Genomic DNA, 17,183 nt, shown 5'->3' with positions numbered 1-17,183 from the left:
TGAGCCCGCTCAATAGGTGGTGGGGGTCATGCACGCCGCATTCAACATGCCGACGCTGACGGCCACGGCGGCCACGTAGATACCCGTGGCCAGCTCACCGTTCTGAATACGTGCCGAGACGTTTTTGATCACCAGGCTGGTGATCAAGAAGCCTAGCAGTTGCACCACGGCGGCGATAAAGGCCCAGACCAGGAAGTCCAGTAAGCTGACCGAGTAGGCGATCACATTACTGGCCGGAATGGCAAAACCGATCACCGCACCTGCCAGCCCCACAGCTGCCGCAACATTGTTTTCGCGGATCAGCACGAATTCCTTGTGCGGGGTCAGGCGCGTATAGACGAATTGGAACAGCGCGAGAAAAAAGGCCGCGCCGAGCATGTAGACGATAAAGCCAACAACGGCAGCCTGGTTCAACGAAATCGAGAGCGCTTCAAGCATGGCCTTTCCCTATGGATCAAATGACCTGCAGGTCGGTGGAATACAACGAGATGCCCAGCGAAGTGGTCAGGCTGACAGCACCCTCCTCGTCTTGCTCGACCGAAAACAGCAGGAATTCCCTGCGCTCGGTAAGGCCTGTCTCGCGGGCGTAAAGCATGGACCGGTGTTCTACGGTATAAGCCTGTTCGGCGCTACTGACGCGTTCTTGCAAACCGACCAGCTCGGTCTGCCCCGCCTCGGTGCCCCATTCACGCTGGTACTCGACACCGCCAAGCGTATAAGTGGGTAAGCCGATCAGGCTGGAGGGGCCGGCCAGCCGACTGAGCTCAGCCTCGCTGGTAATCGCCACCGAGTCGAGATAGTTGAACACAATGATGGATTCAACATGGCCGTCGACCTCACCGCTGCTATGGACCTGCAGCCAAAACTCATCGTCGTCGAAATAGTAGCGGGACAACCAAGCGTTATGGCCTAACTCGATCTGCCCACTGCTGAAAATGGTAGGTTCGGGCGGGATCTTGACCGCCGTCTGCCCATCGAGCAGCAGTTTAAGGGTTGAATCGAACGCAAGTGCCTTGCCCCTCGCCAACCGCATCGGCCCTTCGCTGGGCGGCTGAGCCTTGGCAGCCGGCGCTTGCAGGCCCATGAACTGTTTGAACCAGCCCATTATCAGGACTCCTTCTTAGGGGTTACGCGCCGGGGCGCGGTGGCGAATGTTCGGGCAGCCCAGTAGCCCGCCAGTGCACCCGCGATATGGGACTCGAACGATACGCCATAGCGAGGGATGAAACCGTAGAGCATGCCACTGTAAAACACCAAGGCCACCAGCGCGGTAAACAGGTTGCCCCAGCTGTGCTGAAACCAGGCCCGCGCAAGGACATAGACCCACAGCCCGAACACCCAGCCACTGGCCCCCACATGGTAGGCGCCGCGCCCAAAAACCCAGACCAGGCCGCCGCCCACGAGGATCACCGTAGCACTCACCGCCACGTAGCGGCGCAGGCCATCGCTGCACACCATCAGGCTAAGCACCCCGAACGGCAACAGGTTGCCGATCAGGTGCAACCAAGAGCCATGTAGAAACGGTGACGTCACGATGCCGGGCAAGCCCACGATCGTGCGCGGTAATAACCCAAACACGCCTAGGCTGTAGCCCGTCAAGGTGTTGACCACCTGGACCGCGCACATAAAAGCAGCGAGCCAGGCGACAACGGTGACATGCCGGGAACGGACCAAGACCTGCCCCCGGTTACTGCGCCGCGTTCTTGCGCAAGCGCTCGAGGATAGCGTTCGCACTGCCTTCGTTCGGCACGATACCGGCCTCTTGCAGCTTGCGCTCGAGGTCGTTGCCCGTTGAGGCCTCGGCCAGTTGGTCTTGAGCCTCCAGCTCGGCTGCGCGTTGCTCCTGCTTGGCCTGCAGACGATTCAAGGTACCGACCGCTGTCTCCAGCTTGCCATTGGCACCGCCGCTGGCGATGGAGGCGCTGACCTGGGCCTTCTGCACGCTTTCGCGAGCCTTGGCGACGTCTACCTGCTGGCGCAGGCTCTTGATGCGGGCTTCGGCCTTGGTGATGTCTTTGCGCATCTTTTCGACATAGCCACCAAACTCAATGGCCTGCTTGCTTTCAGCGTCACGCTCATTGACCTGGGTGGAGATGGCCTCGGCCACTTCCAGGGCGAGGTCATTGCGCTCGGCCTTCATGGCCGCGACGGCCTTGGCTTCGAGGTCGGCGATGCGGGTGTCGTACTGCGCCACGCGGTCGTTGGCCAGCTTGTGCTTGGCCATGATGCTGACCAGCTCGCGCTTGGCGTTGGCCAGGGCGGTGTCAGCGTCGCGGATTTCCTGGTCGAGAATGCGCAGGGCCTGCTGGTCGACGATGGACTCGCCCACTTCGCTGGCACCGCCACGCAGGGCCGTGAACAACTTGCTCCAGATGGATTGCGATTGCATGTTGATGCTCCTGTGCCGGCGATCGGCGGGAATTAACGGAAAAAATGCTCGAAAGCTTCGCTCGCGCGCTGGGCGTTGTCCGCCAGTGCGGCGACTTCGGTCACGACGTTGGTGAAGCTGGAGTCGGCGCTCAAGGCCCCGAACATGTTGTAGACGGTCTGCCCGTTGGGCATGAGTTCGATACCAATGGACGACAACGGAAACAGCTCGCGGCTACGCAGTACGGCGTCGTTGAAGCGAGGCACATCTTTGATGGACTCAAGGTCCACCAGCACGGTGTCGACAATGATTTGCTCGCCGACCACCGCGATGAAGACCGGCAGCCCGCCGTAGTCATTCATGCTCAGCTTGATGCTGGGTTCGGCGCCCTGGAGCAGGCTCAGGGTGATCTCATTGGACGCGACGGCATCAAGCGCCTGAAACGCGCCGTGCAGCCGTTCGATGGTCCATTTTTCGGCGGTGGTCATGTGTTCCTCCAACTGGAATGAGCCAGCCATCAAAGGCTGGCGTAGCTGTTTCTCGACATGCTTGAGCAGCGCGCGGTTTTCCGGCAGCACCCAGGCGTCATGTTTCACATACCCCGCACTGGCCAGGCCCGCGCGCATTTTCTTCATGTAAAAACTGGAAGACTTTTTCTCAGCGGCAATTTTTACCGTGCCTGATCTTGCCTTGGCAGGCTTGACATTTCTGCCGGACGCGTCTGACATTGAAGCAGTCTCCTTCGCACACTTGCTCACATGTGATGAACCATACGCCTAATAGCGAAACCTGCAATAGACTCACATGTGATAATTTATGTCAGCCAGGCGCCGGGTATTGCACCAAAAAAAACCCGCCACTAGGGCGGGTGAGCACACGAATTGAATTTAACGCCTGACAATCGCCACCTCGGGCGATGTTCAGACGTCGGTCACGGCCCTACAGGGCCCAGCGCAGTTGCGTTGGCAACGGCGAGACCGCCTCGGCCTGGGCCGGGTTGGCCGGGTTAGACAGCACGCGGTCGAGCACCTGGGTTTCCAGCTCGGCCAAACGGTAGGAGCCCCGCGCCCGTGGCCGCGGCAAATCAACCAATAAGTCGAGGCCAATTTGCCCCTCTTCGATCAGGATCACCCGGTCGGCCACCGCGACGGCCTCGGCCACATCGTGGGTGACCAACAACACAGTGAACCCGTGCTCTTGCCAAAGCCGTTCGATCAATTGCTGCATTTCGATACGCGTCAGCGCATCCAGTGCGCCCAAGGGCTCGTCCAACAGCAGCAGCCGGGGCTTGTGAATCAAGGCACGGGCCAATGCCACTCGCTGCTTCTGCCCACCGGAAAGCCCGGCCGGCCACTCATTGGCGCGCTCAGCCAAACCAACGGCTTCTAAAGCCTGCAACGCCTTGGGTCGCCAGTCGCCCGTCAGGCCAAGGCCGACGTTGTCGATGACTTTTTTCCACGGCAATAGCCGCGCTTCCTGGAACATCAACCGGGTATCGCCTTTGGCGTCAGCCAGCTCACCAGTGCCACCCTGCAACTGGCCGTCAGTGGGCGCATCGAGGCCGGCCAGCAGGCGCAATAGCGTGCTTTTACCGCAGCCACTGCGCCCGACGATCGCCACAAACTGCCCAGCCGGGATATGCAGGTCAATACCTTTGAGCACCTCGCGGGTGCTGAACACCTTGCGCAGCTGCTTTACTGCCAGCGGCAAGCCACGCAATAGGTGCGGTGGTTGCTCGTTGAGAACGGTCATGCCGCACCTCCCTTGGTCACTTGGTAAGCCGGGTGCCAGCGTAGCCAGACCCGCTCCAGCCCGCGCGCCGCCAGGTCGGCTAATTTGCCGAGAATGGCGTAAAGCACGATAGCCAGGACCACCACGTCGGTTTGCAAAAACTCACGGGCGTTCATGGCCAGATAACCAATGCCGGAACTGGCAGAAATGGTTTCGGCGACGATCAACGTCAGCCACATGAACCCCAGGGCAAAGCGCACGCCGACGAGAATGGATGGCAACGCGCCTGGCAGAATCACCTGCCAGAACAGCCGAACCCCAGACAGCCCATAGCTGCGGGCCATTTCCACCAAAGCGGGGTCGACGTTGCGGATACCGTGGTAAGTGTTCAGGTAAATGGGGAACAACGTGCCCAGTGCCACGAGAAAAATTTTCGCTGACTCGTCGATCCCAAACCAGAGGATCACCAGCGGTATCAACGCCAGGTGGGGGACGTTACGGATCATTTGCACAGAGCTGTCGAGCAAGCGCTCGCCCCATTTCGACAGACCGGTGATAAAGCCTAACGCCAGGCCGATCCCGCCGCCGATGGCAAAGCCGATACCGGCACGCCAGCCACTGATCGCCAGGTGAGTCCAGATTTCGCCACTGCGGAACAGGCCAACCCCGGCTTCGATCACGGCGCTGGGCGCGGGCAGGATCCTGGTGGATAACCAACCCGTGCTGACGGCCAGTTGCCAGGCCGCTAACAGCAGCACGGGCAGCGCCCAGGGCGCCAGCCTGTGGATAACATTAGTTGAACGGCTCATGGACTTTCCTTAGCTCTGCGCGGCTTTGGGCAGAATGTCATTAGCTACCATTTCTCCAAATGGGCTCACGTAGTTTGCGCCAGTGGGCGCTTCAGGGCGCGCGACGTCCAAGTGCGGGAACAACAGCTCCGCGACCCGATACGACTCTTCCAGGTGTGGGTAACCCGAGAAAATAAAAGTGTCGATGCCCAGCTCGGCGTATTCCTTGACCCGCTCCGCCACGGTAGGCCCATCGCCCACCAGCGCCGTACCCGCCCCGCCCCGTACCAGGCCTACGCCCGCCCACAGGTTGGGGCTGACTTCCAACTGGTCTTTCTTACCGCCGTGCAACGCCGCCATGCGCTGCTGGCCCACCGAGTCAAACCGCGCCAGCGATGCCTGGGCGCGGGCGATGGTGTCTTCATCCACATGGGCAATAAGTTTCTCGGCGGCCTGCCAGGCTTCGGCATTGGTTTCCCGCACAATGACATGCAAACGAATGCCAAAGCGTACAGTACGCCCCAACTTCGCTGCTTTTTCGCGAACTTCGGCAATTTTTTGCGCAACGGCGGCAGGTGGCTCGCCCCAGGTGAGGTACAACTCCACTTGCTCGGCCGCCAGGTCTTGGGCGGCATCCGATGAGCCGCCGAAGTACAGCGGTGGACGTGGCTGTTGAACGGGTGGGTAGAGCAGCTTGGCGCCTTTGACCGTGATGTGCTTGCCGTCGTAGTCGACCGTTTCGCCTTCCAAGACCCGGCGCCAGATCCGGGTGAACTCCACCGATGCTTCGTAGCGTTCTTCGTGGCTGAGGAACAGGCCGTCGCCAGACAGTTCGTCAGGGTCACCCCCTGTCACCAGGTTGAACAGCGCGCGGCCATTGGATAGACGATCCAGGGTCGCGGCCTGCCGGGCAGCCACGGTCGGCGAAATGATCCCAGGGCGCAGGGCGACCAGAAACTTCAGGCGCTGAGTCACGGGGATCAGCGAAGCGGCCACCAGCCAGGAGTCCTCGCAGGAGCGCCCGGTGGGAATCAATACACCGCCGTAGCCCAAGCGGTCAGCGGCCTGGGCGATCTGTTGCAAGTAACCGTGATCGACGGCGCGGGCGCCCTGGGAAGTGCCCAGGTAATGACCGTCGCCGTGGGTGGGCAAAAACCAGAAAATATTGAGGCTCATGGAGTTGTCTCCTGCAAATTACGGGGCGGTGGGGGTCCAGATGACGTCTTTAACGCTGAGCGGCTTGGGGATCAGCTTGAGCTGGTAAAAACTGTCAGCGATTTTCTGCTGGGCCTGCACCACCTCGGGGGTAATAAATGTGGCGCCGTAGCCCTGGCGTTTAACGGAAGTCAGCGTGATGTCGGCCGGCAGACCCAGCAGCGGTGCCACTTGATTCGTCACTTCTTGCGGGTTGGCTTTGGACCACTCCCCCACCGCACGCACTTCTTCGATCAGTGCCTTTACGATTTGCGGATTTTTTTCGGCATAGGGGCGGGTCGCCAGGTAGAACTGCAGGTTTTGCACAATGCCTTCGCCGTCACGCAGAGTGCGCGCCTGCAGCTGTTTTTCGGCCGCCGCCTGGTAGGGGTCCCAGATAACCCACGCATCGACGCTGCCGCGCTCGAACGCCGCACGCGCGTCGGCCGGGGGCAGGAACACGGTTTGAATATCAGTGTATTTCAGCCCGGCGTCTTCCAAGGCCCGCACCAGCAGGTAATGCACGTTCGAGCCCTTGTTGAGCACGACCTTCTTGCCCTTGAGCTGCTGCACCGACTGGATTGGCGAATCCTTGGGCACCAGGATCGCTTCACTGTGGGGGGCCGGCGGTTCGTAAGCCACGTAGACCAGGTCGGCACCCGCCGCCTGGGCGAATACCGGCGGAGTTTCGCCCGTCACGCCAAAATCGATGGAGCCCACGTTAAGGCCTTCAAGCAACTGCGGGCCTCCGGGAAACTCGGTCCATTGCACCTGAACACCCTCGGCAGCCAGGCGCTTTTCCAAGGTGCCCTTGGCTTTGAGCAGCACCAGGGTGCCGTATTTCTGATAACCAATGCGCAGGGTTTCAGCCTGGGCCTGGGTGAAGACGCCGAAGGACACAGCCGCAGCAAACAGCGCGACCAGACCGCGACGCCAGAAGACAGTGCGCATAGCGCTCTCCTGTACGAATGAGGGTTTGGCTGCACCTGCTTGCCCGTTGGCGGGCGAGTAAGGCCAGTAAATCTAGGTAAGAGGTGGGGTTAGATACCCCAACGAGCACTCAAAAGGCTTTCATTCAATAAGCGCGGGTCGACCGGTTGCGGGCGCCGGGTCATGGCGCTGTGAAATTCGGCCAGCGCCCCGAGCAGCCGATCTTCCAACGCCGGCACCAGTTGCGCCGGCGCGCCACCTTCGCCATAGGCGATCTGGCTATCGTCGGCAAAAATGCCCTGGAGCATTTCCTGCGCCTTGAGCGCCGCCAATACCGGTTTGAGGGCGTAATCCACGGCCAGCATGTGGGCGATGCTGCCGCCGGTTGCGACGGGCAATACCACCTTGTTGGCCAGGGCGCGTTCGGGCAACAGGTCGAGCAGGGTTTTCAACGCGCCGGAAAAAGAGGCTTTGTAGACCGGCGTCGATACGATCAAGCCGTCGGCTTTTTCGACGAACTGGATCAGGTCGATGACCTGTGGGCTGTCGAAACGCGCGTGTAGCAGGTCTTCAGCGGGAAAGTCGCGCACATTGAAGGTCACGACTTCCACACCCTGGCCCTGTAGCCAGTGTTTGCTGCGGTCCAACAGCACACCAGAGCGCGAGCGCAGGCTGGGGCTACCGCCAAGAGATACAACCAGCATGAGCAGCTTCCTCGAGTCACAATCTGGGCCCTCGCGGTGGTCACACCGCGTCGGAGTCAGCTGACCTTACCAGTGGTTTTATATATCCATAAATCATATTTTTTTATTTGGTTATAACTATAATGCTTAAAAGGTCCCAACCCCCGGTTATTTATTGGGCTGCGGTGTCAGGCGCAAATAGGGTTTGACCGCGCGATAGCCTTTGGGAAACCGCTCACGGATTTCATCTTCGTCCTTGAGCGAGGGCACGATCACCACCTCATCGCCGTCCTGCCAGTTGGCCGGGGTTGCGACTTTATGGCTATCGGTCAATTGCAGGGAGTCGATAACGCGCAAAATTTCATGGAAATTGCGCCCGGTGCTGGCGGGGTAAGTGATGGTCAACCGGACCTTTTTGTTCGGGTCGATCACAAATAGCGAACGTACGGTCAGGGTGTCGCTGGCGTTGGGGTGGATCAGGTCGTAGAGGTCTGACACCTTGCGGTCGGCATCCGCCAGGATCGGGAAATTGACCTGGGTGCCCTGGGTTTCGTTGATGTCAGCGATCCAGCGCTGATGGGAGTCCACCGGGTCGACCGAGAGGGCAATGGCTTTTACATTGCGCTGGGCGAACTCGTCTTTGAGCTTGGCGGTAAAACCCAGCTCGGTGGTGCACACTGGGGTGAAATCCGCCGGGTGGGAGAACAACACGCCCCAGGAGCTGCCTAGCCATTCGTGAAAGCGGATACGGCCAGCACTGGAATCCTGTTCGAAATCGGGGGCGATGTCGCCGAGTTTAAGGCTCATGGGGTGGCTCCTGGGTTGTGATGGAGCCTAATGTGCATCGACGCAATACGAATTAAAAAGAATTGATAGCGCTTTATTTAGACCATTAAAGAATAAGTAATTTTACTCAAAAGAAACCCCGCACACGGCGGGGCTCCTTTACACACTCACCGCGATCAAAAGAACGCGTAGGTGTAGCTGAAGATCAGACGAGTCTGGTCGATGGACTGCACGTTCGGCAGTTGGCTGCGGTAGGTGCCCTGACGCAACGAAGTGCCGAAGCCCTTGAGCAAACCGCTCTGTACTACGTAGTCCAGGCGAACGTCACGCTCCCACTCGGAGTATTCGCGGCCGCTGGCCGAACGGATGTCTTCACCATAGAGGTACATCAGCGAGGCTTTCAGGCCTGGCACGCCGACTTTGGTGAAGTCGTAGGAGTACTGACCGAAAGTGGTGTTCTCACCGGCACGTACGAACGAGTTGACCATCACGTCGGTCAGCAAGTAAACGCTGGCGCCACCTTCGCCTTCGGCACGGTTACGACCATTGACTACGCTGCCCTGGTTCAGGAACACCATGCCGCCGCTGTTGGAGACCTGCTGGCGACCCAGCATGAACGAGCTGCCACCCAAGGAGTAGGTGAACGCCGCACTCCAGGTGTTGTTGTCGACCTTGCCCGCTTCGTCAACTTGACCGTCAGTCGCGGCAGACGTGTTGTTGTTGAAGGCGTAACCAGTATCGCCATTCTTGCCATCGGACGTGCTGCGGAAATAACGCAGGTCAGTCTTGAACGACTGGTTGTCGCTGATCGGGTAAACGTGCAACAGGCCCAGGAAGTTCTGCTTGTAGAAGTTTTCCAGCTGGGAGTGGTAGTACTGCAGGGTCAGGTCTTTGGTGACCTTCCAATCAGCACCGGCGTAGCGGAACTTGTTGCTTTCTTGACTCGCGCCGTTGACCGAAAGCCCGGAAGCGTTACTCGAAGCACGACCGGTGGCGCGCTCGAGCTGACCGGCGTTGATAGTGACGTTATCGATCTCTTTCGAGGCGATAGTGGCGCCCTGGAAAGTCTGCGGCAACACACGACCGTCGTTGGACACCAGAATCGGCAGGTTAGGCGCCAGCGCACCGCCTACGTGGGCTTCAGTCTTGGAGAAGCGAGCCTTGGCGTTACCGTTGAAACGGCTCCAGTTCTCCACGGCCGAGCCGTCAGTGTCGTTAGGCGAAATACCTGCAGGGCGGCCCCGACCGCCATCAAGGTGGATACCCACCAGCGCTTGCAAATCCACCCCAAACCCTACAGTACCCTCGGTAAAACCCGAGATGTAGTCAAACTTGAACCCCTGAGCGGTCTCGTGGGCGTCGTTGGCGCCATCACGGTTATCGTTCTTGAAATATAAGGTACGCGAGCTGATCGATGCCTTGCTGTCATCGATAAAACCAGCCGCAACAGCTTGCTGAGCCAGGACACTCGCAGCAACCGCGAGGGCCAGGGTGGACTTGTTCATGTTGTGCTCCTATGGGTTTCTAATTCTTGTTTCGCGTTTTGTCCGAACCGCTGTCGCCTCGTCTCGGGCGATTGGTGCCGAAGCTTGACTGCATGGTCAGCTTCTACAAAGGCCAGACTAGACGTTGCTAGAAAGGCCGATTGGCGGGGTGCAGGTTAACGAACTTTTCACAAATCAAAAAAGAATTGTTTCAAATCTTTTAAGATCGTTATGGAATAAAACCACACAGATCCCAAACATTTACGCTGCATTTGTTTATCGGCGTGTCGGTTGATAACTAAATGGGTCCACCGAAGCAAAATTCTGATCGTTCAAGCACAGGGCTTGGAGAAGAGTGGCGTGCTGCCATCGCTCGGTTCCGCAGGAGAGTAGCTACCAGATATTTCAAATAGAAGACGGTTGCCTACAAATCGCAAATATTGTGATTCGAAGGCTCTGAACCGGGGGCTGGCGGGGCGTGAAGGGAGGAAAAACGTGCGCCCGAAGGCAAAAAAAACCGGGCTCGCGTGCGTTACGCGAGCCCGGCGTGACGATTTAACGCACCAGGTGCAGGAACTGCATGTGCCGCTCGTACTGATCAAGAATGTCGTTGATGATCTGCTCCTTGCTATAACCGACCAAGTCGTAGTCCTGGCTGCCTTCGCTCAAATGCACCTCGGCGCGGTAGTAGCGACGGTTCTTCAGCTCTTGATTGCCCATGCCGCCACGCGCGAACGACGGCGTAAAGTAGCCGCGCATCTGCACCTGGTAGATAAACGGCCGCTCTTCGCCGTGGCCGATTTCCAGGGAGACATGATCATGGCTCAGGTCTTCCTGGGTGACCGCACTCAAGCCCTTCTCGGCAAATACAGCGGTCACTTCGGCAATCGCTGGGCGCACCAGGGTATCGAGGAAGCGGTAGACCTCATCTCGGGACGGGAAGCTGACCGCCTGGGTCAGGCGCTGCCGCCAGCCGCCACGCCCTGTGCGCGAGGCCGATACCGGCGCCAGCGAGTAGAGCTGAGCAATCTTGCGCTGCGACTCGGTGTAGAACGCCTTGTGCAACCCCCACATCATGGCCAGCAAAATCAATGAAAACGGTAATGAAGTGAGCACCACGGCGGACTTCAGCGAGTCGATGCTCCCGGCGAACAACAGCCCGCTGGTCACCAGCGCGGTCATCGCGCCCCAGAACACCCGCAGCCATTTCGGCCCGTCTTCGTCCGGGTTGCCGCCACGGGACGACAAGGTCGACAGCACCACGGTGCCGGAGTCAGCCGAGGTCACGAAAAACACGAAGCTGATAAACACCGTCACGGCAATCACCGTTTTGGCCCACGGGTAGGTTTCCAGCAGCAGGTAGAGCGTCATCGACGGGTCGTCGATCGCCGATTGCCCCAACGCCGCCATGCCATGGTTCAGTACTTGGTTGATCGCACTGTTGCCGAAAATAGACATCCACGCCAGGGTGAAGCCCAGGGGAATCAGCAGGACGCCAAAGACAAACTCACGGATGGTGCGGCCGCGGGAGATCCGCGCGATAAACAGGCCAACGAAGGGCGACCACGCGATCCACCAGGCCCAATAGAACACCGTCCAGTTACCCAGCCAATCGCTGGGTTCGTTATAGGCGTACACATCGAAGCTCTTGCTCGGCAGGGCGCCCAGGTAGTCGCCAACGTTCTGGATCAGCGTGGTCAACAGGTACTGGGTGGGGCCGGCGAACAGCACGAACAGCAGTAACGCGCAGGCCAGCAGCATGTTGATATCCGACATCAGGCGCACGCCTTTGTCGACGCCGGAAACCGCTACCGCGATTGCCGCGCCCATCATCAATACGATCAGCGCCACCTGTATCCACTGGGTGTGGGCGATGCCGAACAGGTAGTCCAACCCGGAATTGAGGTGCAATACGCCAAAGCCCATGTCAGCGCCCAGGCCGAAAATGGTTGCGATAATGCCGAACCCGTCCACCGCATAGCCGATAGGGCCGTTGATACGCTTACCAATCAGCGGGTACAGCGCCGAGCGCAAAGCCAGCGGCAGGTTATGCCGGTAGGCGAAGTAAGCCAATGCCATACCGACAAAAGCGAACACCCCCCAGCCGTGCAGGCCCCAATGCAAAAACAGCAGTTGCATGGCCTGGCGTGCGGCTTCCTGGCCACCTGCTTCGCCTTGGGGCGGTTGCAGGGTGTGGGTCAGCGGTTCGGACACGCAGAAGAAGAACAACGTGATGCTGATACCGGCCGCGAACAACATGCCGGCCCATGACAAATAGCTGAACTCGGGCTCGTCGTGGTCAGCACCGAGCTTGATCTTGCCGTAGCCGGACAAGGCGGTGGTCACCACGAAGACCAGATACAAAGTCATCGCCAGCATGTAATACCAGCCGACGGTGTTAGCGGCCCAGGTTTGTGCGGCCAATAGCCATTCGCCCGATTGCACGGGGAAAGCGATCACTACCAGGCCAAATATCAAGATGAAACTAGCGGCGAAATAAAACACCGGCGCGTTCATGCGCACGTTGCCGCTTGGCGCAGACGAGGTACTCATAACGGATGGACCTCATAGGGTTGGGATGCAGCTGAACAAAGCGTTTTCAGCAAGGGAATACCTCCTGTTGAACGCGAAACGCGAACCTTCTTTTTAGTTGAACGAGCGTTCAATTAAAACATGGATAGCCTTACCTGGCTAATTGGGGGCGGCCTTGCGCGGCATTTGAAGCACCGCCGCGCTTACTTTTGTGCGCCATCGTCGTGCAACAAATTGGCCTGAGTCAGGTTGCTGCCAGGCGCTACGCTGCGGGTCAACCAGACATTACCGCCGATGGTCGAGCCCTTGCCGATGGTGATGCGCCCGAGGATGGTCGCACCGGCATAAATCACCACATCGTCTTCAACGATGGGGTGGCGCGGATGGCCTTTTTGCAGTTGACCACTTTCGTCCGCCGGGAAGCGTTTGGCGCCCAGGGTCACTTGTTGGTAGATGCGTACCCGCTCGCCGATGATCGCCGTTTCGCCGATCACCACCCCCGTACCGTGGTCGATAAAAAAGCTTTTGCCGATCTGGGCGCCGGGGTGGATGTCGATTCCGGTGGCCGAGTGGGCGATTTCTGCACCAATGCGCGCCAGCAAGGGCAAGCCGGCACGATAGAGGTGATGCGCCAGGCGGTGGTAGATAACTGCCAGCACGCCGGGGTAGCACAACAATACTTCGTCGACGCTGCGCGCGGCGGGGTCGCCGTGGTAGGCGGCCAGCACATCGGTATCCAGCAGCCGGCGCAAATTGGGCAGGGCAGCTGCGAAGGCCTGGGTCAGGCGTTGTGCGCTGTCTTCTATTTCCTGCAAGTCGCAATCGGCTTTGCGCGCTACGTAGCGCAGCTCCAGGCGGATCTGCGCGAGCAAGGCGTTGAGGGCGGCGTCCAGGGTGTGGCCCACGTAGAAGTCTTCGGTCTCTTCGCGCAAGTCCACCGGGCCAAGGCGCATAGGGAACAGCGCCCCGCACAACTGCTCGAGCAGCGTTGCCATGGCTTCGCGGGATGGCAGTTCCCGCCCGCCCATGTGCCCGCAACTGCGGCCGTTGTGCTGGCGCCACTCGTCCCGCGCTTCACGCAGTTGACCCACGACGGACTGCAGTTGCCAATGGCCAGGGCGGAGCTGGGAAGGATTGTTCACGAAGGGTCACTCCTGCTATTCATGAATGCGCCGCACGGCGCAGGTGGCACGGGCAAAAAACCGGCACGTGGGCAAGGCGGATGCGGCGATCACCTATGAGAACATAAGCACGCATAAGCGTTCCTTGCACAAACACAGGAACCGGCCTACCGCTGGGAATGTCGGAACATCGACGCCCACATCAGCACTGGACACCCCATGATCAGCCAACGTCTCGCCCGTTTCGACCGATTGAACCTGCTGGCCGCCCCCACTGCGCTGGAAAAGCTCGAGCGCCTGTCAGCGTGGGCCGGACGCGACATCTACGTCAAGCGAGACGACACCACCCCACTGGCCATGGGCGGCAACAAACTGCGCAAACTCGAATACCTGGCCGCCGACGCCTTGGCCCAGGGCGCCGATACGCTGATTACCGCGGGCGCGATCCAGTCCAACCATGTCCGCCAGACCGCCGCCATCGCCGCACGCCTGGGGCTGGGCTGTATCGCGCTGCTGGAAAACCCGATTGGCAGCGAGGACGGCAACTACCTGAATAACGGTAACCGCCTGCTGCTGGATCTATTCGACGCCAAAGTCGAGCTGGTCGAGAGCCTGGACCAGGTGGATGACCAACTGGCCGCCCTCGCCGAGCGCGTCCGGGCGGATGGCAAGGTCCCCTATAGCGTGCCGGTGGGCGGTTCCAATGCATTGGGCGCCCTCGGTTACGTGCGGGCCGGGCTGGAGCTGGCCGAGCAGATGACCGCAGCGGGCCTACAAGGGGCCACCGTGGTGCTGGCTTCGGGCAGCGCCGGCACCCACGCAGGCTTGCTGCTGGGCCTCAGCGAATGCCTGCCGGGCACGCCCGTGGTCGGTATTACCGTTTCGCGCAGCGCCGAAGCTCAACGCCCCAAAGTCCAGGCCCTGGTGCAGCGCACCGCGCAAGCGCTAGAAGCCGAGGTGCCTGCCAGCGTCGAAATCACCCTCTGGGATGACTATTTCGCCCCCCGCTACGGCGAGCCCAATGCCGGCACCCTGGCTGCCATTCGCCTGCTGGCGAGCCAGGAAGGGCTGCTGCTCGACCCGGTCTACACCGGCAAGGCCATGGCGGGCTTGCTCGACGGTATTGGCAAGGGGCTTTTTGCCGAGGGGCCACTGGTGTTTTTGCACACCGGGGGCGCACCCGCCTTATTCGCCTACGCCGCGCTGGACAAAGGCCCGGAAGCAGCGCTATAAGCCGCTCACTTTTTGTTATTTTAAAACGCTGCAATGCACCCCCTATAGTCACGCCGCGGCGCAATCGCCCGCACTGTTCCTAACTTGAGGCTTCCCATGATTTCTCGCGTATTGCGTCGAACCTTTCTCGTTGGCAGCCTGAGCCTGGCATTGGGTGCCCTGCTCTCTGGCCCGGCCATGGCCGGCGAGCAACTGCAGAAGATTAAAGACAGTGGCAGCCTGCGGGTCGGCGTCGAAGGCACCTACCCACCGTTCAGTTTCCAGGATAACGACGGCAAGCTGGCGGGCTTCGAAGTCGACTTCGCCCAAGCGTTGGCCAAAGCCCTGGGCGTAACGGCCAAGCTGCAGCCGACCAAATGGGACGGCATGCTCGCTTCTCTAGAGTCCAAGCGCCTGGACGTGGTGATTAACCAGGTCACCATCTCGGACGAGCGTAAAAAGAAGTACGATTTCTCCCAGCCCTACACCGTCTCCGGCATCCAGGCCCTGACCCAGAAGAAAACCGCCGAGCAGATCAAAGCCCCGGCCGATCTGGCAGGCAAGAAGGTTGGGGTTGGTTTGGGCACCAACTACGAGCAGTGGCTTAAAGAAAACGTCCCGCAAGCCATCGTGCGTACCTACGATGATGACCCCACCAAACTGCAAGACCTGCGCATCGGCCGCATCGACGCGATTCTGGTCGACCGCCTGGCAGCCTTCGACATGGTCGAGAAGACCAACAACACCCTGGCGGTAGCAGGCGAGCCGTTCTCTCGTCAGGAATCCGGTGTCGCCTTGCGCAAAGGCGAGCCCGAATTGCTAGCCGCCATCGACAAGGCCATCGACCAACTGCGTGCGGACGGCACCCTGGCCGCGCTGTCGAAAAAGTGGTTCAAGGCTGACGTAACGAAATGATCGAAACCAGCCTGCAGGTCGTCCAGGAGTCACTGCCTTATCTGCTAAAAGGTGCGTACTACACGGTCGGCCTCAGCCTGGGCGGTATGTTTTTCGGCCTGCTGCTGGGCTTCGGCCTGGCCCTGATGCGGCTGTCGCGATTCACCCCGGCACGCTGGGCAGCCCGGGTGTACGTGTCGTTCTTTCGCGGCACGCCGCTGCTGGTGCAGCTGTTCATGATCTACTACGGCCTGCCGCAATTAGGCCTGGAGCTGGACCCGATACCCGCAGCCTTGATCGGCTTCTCGCTGAACATGGCGGCTTATGCCTGTGAGATCCTGCGTGCTTCCATCAGCGCGGTCGACCGAGGCCAATGGGAGGCGGCCGCCAGCATCGGCATGAGCCGCACGCAGACGCTGTACCGCACTATCCTCCCGCAAGCCGCACGCACCGCGCTACCGCCGCTGGGGAACAGCTTTATTTCGCTGGTCAAGGACACGGCCCTGGCCGCGACCATCCAAGTGCCGGAACTGTTCCGCCAAGCGCAGCTCATTACCTCCCGCACGCTGGAGATCTTCTCCATGTACCTGGCGGTTGCATTGGTCTATTGGGTGCTGGCCAGCCTGCTGGCCTTCGCCCTGGAGCGCCTGGAACGGCACTTTAACCGCCACGACCAGGAGTCCTGAACCATGATTGTCGTGGAACAACTGAGCAAACGCTTTAACGACACCACCGTACTCAACGGCATCGACCTGACCATCGACGCCGGGGAAGTGGTGGCGATCATTGGCCCCAGCGGCTCGGGCAAGACCACCTTCCTGCGTTGCCTCAACCTGCTGGAAACGCCCTCCAGCGGCCGTTTGCGAGTGGGTGATGTGGATATCGACGCCAACCAGCCGCTGGCCCGGCAACAGGCGCAAATCCGGCGCCTGCGCCAGCAAGTGGGTTTCGTATTCCAAAGCTTTAACCTGTTCCCCCATCGCACCGCATTGGAAAACGTGATCGAAGGGCCGCGGGTGGTCAAGAAGATGCCCCTGGAACAGGCCGTTGCCCTTGGCCGCCAATTGTTGGCCAAGGTCGGCCTGGCCGGCAAGGAAGATGCCTACCCGCGCCGATTGTCCGGGGGGCAACAGCAGCGCGTGGCCATCGCCCGGGCACTGGCCATGGAGCCACAGGTCATTCTGTTCGATGAGCCGACCTCCGCGCTGGACCCTGAGCTGGTCGGCGAGGTCCTCGAGACCATTCGCGGGCTGGCCCAGGAACGTCGCACTATGGTGATCGTCACCCACGAAATGCAGTTCGCCCGCGACGTGGCTAACCGGGTGATTTTTTTCGACAAAGGCGTCATCGTCGAACAAGGCGAAGCCAAGGCACTGTTCGCTAACCCCAAGGAAGAACGCACCCGGCAATTTCTGCGCAAATTCCTCGCCCCCTGACCCTCCCGCCCCGGCTACCGGGGC

18 protein-coding genes are annotated in these 17,183 nt (G+C 60.1%); 4 read left to right on the top strand and 14 right to left on the bottom strand.

Features of this window, described 5'->3' with window-relative positions:
• Positions 1–9: 9 nt before the first annotated feature.
• The 14 genes from QCL65_RS01780 to epsC form a co-directional block, all read right to left on the bottom strand.
• The gene (locus QCL65_RS01780; RefSeq protein ID WP_407314301.1) at positions 10–438 is read right to left on the bottom strand and encodes a DUF350 domain-containing protein; all 429 of its coding nucleotides are present in this window, start codon (positions 436–438) and stop codon (positions 10–12) included.
• 16 nt (positions 439–454) lie between these two features.
• The gene (locus tag QCL65_RS01775) at positions 455–1,105 is read right to left on the bottom strand and encodes a DUF2491 family protein (RefSeq protein WP_407314299.1); all 651 of its coding nucleotides are present in this window, start codon (positions 1,103–1,105) and stop codon (positions 455–457) included.
• Between the two features lie 2 nt (positions 1,106–1,107).
• Positions 1,108–1,626, bottom strand: coding sequence for a rhomboid family intramembrane serine protease (locus QCL65_RS01770; protein ID WP_407316615.1), 519 nt, complete (start codon positions 1,624–1,626; stop codon positions 1,108–1,110).
• 61 nt (positions 1,627–1,687) lie between these two features.
• Complete coding sequence (locus tag QCL65_RS01765) at positions 1,688–2,389, bottom strand: PspA/IM30 family protein (protein WP_407314297.1); 702 nt, start codon at positions 2,387–2,389, stop codon at positions 1,688–1,690.
• Positions 2,390–2,421: 32 nt separating this feature from the next.
• Complete coding sequence (locus tag QCL65_RS01760; protein WP_407316613.1) at positions 2,422–3,003, bottom strand: YjfI family protein; 582 nt, start codon at positions 3,001–3,003, stop codon at positions 2,422–2,424.
• A gap of 304 nt (positions 3,004–3,307) precedes the next feature.
• A complete protein-coding gene (gene ssuB / locus QCL65_RS01755) occupies positions 3,308–4,120 on the bottom strand; it encodes an aliphatic sulfonates ABC transporter ATP-binding protein (protein WP_407314295.1) in 813 nt (270 codons plus the stop codon).
• On the bottom strand, positions 4,117–4,908 hold the full coding sequence (gene ssuC / locus QCL65_RS01750) for an aliphatic sulfonate ABC transporter permease SsuC (protein ID WP_407314292.1): 792 nt from the start codon (positions 4,906–4,908) through the stop codon (positions 4,117–4,119). The genes ssuB and ssuC overlap by 4 nt, the downstream gene beginning before the upstream one ends.
• Positions 4,909–4,917: 9 nt before the next feature.
• Complete coding sequence (gene ssuD / locus QCL65_RS01745; RefSeq protein WP_407314290.1) at positions 4,918–6,063, bottom strand: FMNH2-dependent alkanesulfonate monooxygenase; 1,146 nt, start codon at positions 6,061–6,063, stop codon at positions 4,918–4,920.
• 18 nt (positions 6,064–6,081) lie between these two features.
• The gene (locus QCL65_RS01740; protein WP_407314288.1) at positions 6,082–7,032 is read right to left on the bottom strand and encodes a sulfonate ABC transporter substrate-binding protein; all 951 of its coding nucleotides are present in this window, start codon (positions 7,030–7,032) and stop codon (positions 6,082–6,084) included.
• Between the two features lie 89 nt (positions 7,033–7,121).
• Entirely contained in the window at positions 7,122–7,715 is a 594-nt protein-coding gene (gene ssuE, locus QCL65_RS01735) for an NADPH-dependent FMN reductase (protein WP_407314286.1), read from the bottom strand.
• Positions 7,716–7,862: 147 nt separating this feature from the next.
• Positions 7,863–8,501: a peroxiredoxin gene (locus QCL65_RS01730; protein WP_407314284.1), complete on the bottom strand. Its 639-nt coding sequence runs from the start codon at positions 8,499–8,501 to the stop codon at positions 7,863–7,865.
• Between the two features lie 155 nt (positions 8,502–8,656).
• The gene (locus tag QCL65_RS01725) at positions 8,657–9,985 is read right to left on the bottom strand and encodes an OprD family outer membrane porin (RefSeq protein WP_407314282.1); all 1,329 of its coding nucleotides are present in this window, start codon (positions 9,983–9,985) and stop codon (positions 8,657–8,659) included.
• A 534-nt stretch (positions 9,986–10,519) separates the two neighbouring features.
• Complete coding sequence (gene betT / locus QCL65_RS01720; RefSeq protein WP_407316611.1) at positions 10,520–12,481, bottom strand: choline transporter BetT; 1,962 nt, start codon at positions 12,479–12,481, stop codon at positions 10,520–10,522.
• Positions 12,482–12,699: 218 nt separating this feature from the next.
• The gene (gene epsC, locus QCL65_RS01715) at positions 12,700–13,638 is read right to left on the bottom strand and encodes a serine O-acetyltransferase EpsC (RefSeq protein ID WP_407314280.1); all 939 of its coding nucleotides are present in this window, start codon (positions 13,636–13,638) and stop codon (positions 12,700–12,702) included.
• 198 nt (positions 13,639–13,836) lie between these two features.
• Between epsC and QCL65_RS01710 the strand changes: the two genes are divergently transcribed.
• The 4 genes from QCL65_RS01710 to tcyN all read left to right on the top strand — a co-directional run bounded on the left by QCL65_RS01710 (position 13,837) and on the right by tcyN (position 17,159).
• Positions 13,837–14,850 carry a D-cysteine desulfhydrase gene (locus tag QCL65_RS01710; RefSeq protein ID WP_407314278.1) on the top strand — a complete coding sequence of 338 codons (1,014 nt, stop codon included), beginning with the start codon at positions 13,837–13,839 and terminating at the stop codon, positions 14,848–14,850.
• 96 nt (positions 14,851–14,946) lie between these two features.
• Entirely contained in the window at positions 14,947–15,744 is a 798-nt protein-coding gene (tcyJ, locus tag QCL65_RS01705) for a cystine ABC transporter substrate-binding protein (protein ID WP_407314276.1), read from the top strand.
• Positions 15,741–16,409 (top strand): cystine ABC transporter permease, encoded by a 669-nt coding sequence (gene tcyL, locus QCL65_RS01700; protein ID WP_407314274.1) that lies wholly within the window; start codon positions 15,741–15,743, stop codon positions 16,407–16,409. The genes tcyJ and tcyL overlap by 4 nt, the downstream gene beginning before the upstream one ends.
• 3 nt (positions 16,410–16,412) lie before the next feature.
• On the top strand, positions 16,413–17,159 hold the full coding sequence (gene tcyN / locus QCL65_RS01695) for an L-cystine ABC transporter ATP-binding protein TcyN (RefSeq protein WP_407314272.1): 747 nt from the start codon (positions 16,413–16,415) through the stop codon (positions 17,157–17,159).
• Positions 17,160–17,183: the final 24 nt, after the last annotated feature.

Source organism: Pseudomonas sp. nanlin1, from assembly GCF_045571515.1.
In the GTDB taxonomy this organism is placed as follows: domain Bacteria; phylum Pseudomonadota; class Gammaproteobacteria; order Pseudomonadales; family Pseudomonadaceae; genus Aquipseudomonas.
The sequence above is the reverse complement of the archived record's forward strand: the minus strand, read 5'-3'. Positions and strand labels throughout refer to the sequence as shown.

Excerpts from the sequence above, each read along its gene's own strand:
- QCL65_RS01740 (WP_407314288.1), bottom strand. The coding sequence starts at position 7,032 with ATGCGCACTGTCTTCTGGCGTCGCGGTCTGGTCGCGCTGTTTGCTGCG.
- QCL65_RS01760 (WP_407316613.1), bottom strand. The coding sequence starts at position 3,003 with ATGAAGAAAATGCGCGCGGGCCTGGCCAGTGCGGGGTATGTGAAACAT.
- tcyJ (WP_407314276.1), top strand. The coding sequence starts at position 14,947 with ATGATTTCTCGCGTATTGCGTCGAACCTTTCTCGTTGGCAGCCTGAGC.
- ssuB (WP_407314295.1), bottom strand. The coding sequence starts at position 4,120 with ATGACCGTTCTCAACGAGCAACCACCGCACCTATTGCGTGGCTTGCCG.
- QCL65_RS01725 (WP_407314282.1), bottom strand. The coding sequence starts at position 9,985 with ATGAACAAGTCCACCCTGGCCCTCGCGGTTGCTGCGAGTGTCCTGGCT.
- ssuC (WP_407314292.1), bottom strand. The coding sequence starts at position 4,908 with ATGAGCCGTTCAACTAATGTTATCCACAGGCTGGCGCCCTGGGCGCTG.
- QCL65_RS01765 (WP_407314297.1), bottom strand. The coding sequence starts at position 2,389 with ATGCAATCGCAATCCATCTGGAGCAAGTTGTTCACGGCCCTGCGTGGC.
- tcyN (WP_407314272.1), top strand. The coding sequence starts at position 16,413 with ATGATTGTCGTGGAACAACTGAGCAAACGCTTTAACGACACCACCGTA.
- betT (WP_407316611.1), bottom strand. The coding sequence starts at position 12,481 with ATGAACGCGCCGGTGTTTTATTTCGCCGCTAGTTTCATCTTGATATTT.
- ssuE (WP_407314286.1), bottom strand. The coding sequence starts at position 7,715 with ATGCTGGTTGTATCTCTTGGCGGTAGCCCCAGCCTGCGCTCGCGCTCT.
- QCL65_RS01770 (WP_407316615.1), bottom strand. The coding sequence starts at position 1,626 with ATGTGCGCGGTCCAGGTGGTCAACACCTTGACGGGCTACAGCCTAGGC.
- ssuD (WP_407314290.1), bottom strand. The coding sequence starts at position 6,063 with ATGAGCCTCAATATTTTCTGGTTTTTGCCCACCCACGGCGACGGTCAT.
- QCL65_RS01730 (WP_407314284.1), bottom strand. The coding sequence starts at position 8,501 with ATGAGCCTTAAACTCGGCGACATCGCCCCCGATTTCGAACAGGATTCC.
- QCL65_RS01710 (WP_407314278.1), top strand. The coding sequence starts at position 13,837 with ATGATCAGCCAACGTCTCGCCCGTTTCGACCGATTGAACCTGCTGGCC.
- tcyL (WP_407314274.1), top strand. The coding sequence starts at position 15,741 with ATGATCGAAACCAGCCTGCAGGTCGTCCAGGAGTCACTGCCTTATCTG.
- QCL65_RS01780 (WP_407314301.1), bottom strand. The coding sequence starts at position 438 with ATGCTTGAAGCGCTCTCGATTTCGTTGAACCAGGCTGCCGTTGTTGGC.
- QCL65_RS01775 (WP_407314299.1), bottom strand. The coding sequence starts at position 1,105 with ATGGGCTGGTTCAAACAGTTCATGGGCCTGCAAGCGCCGGCTGCCAAG.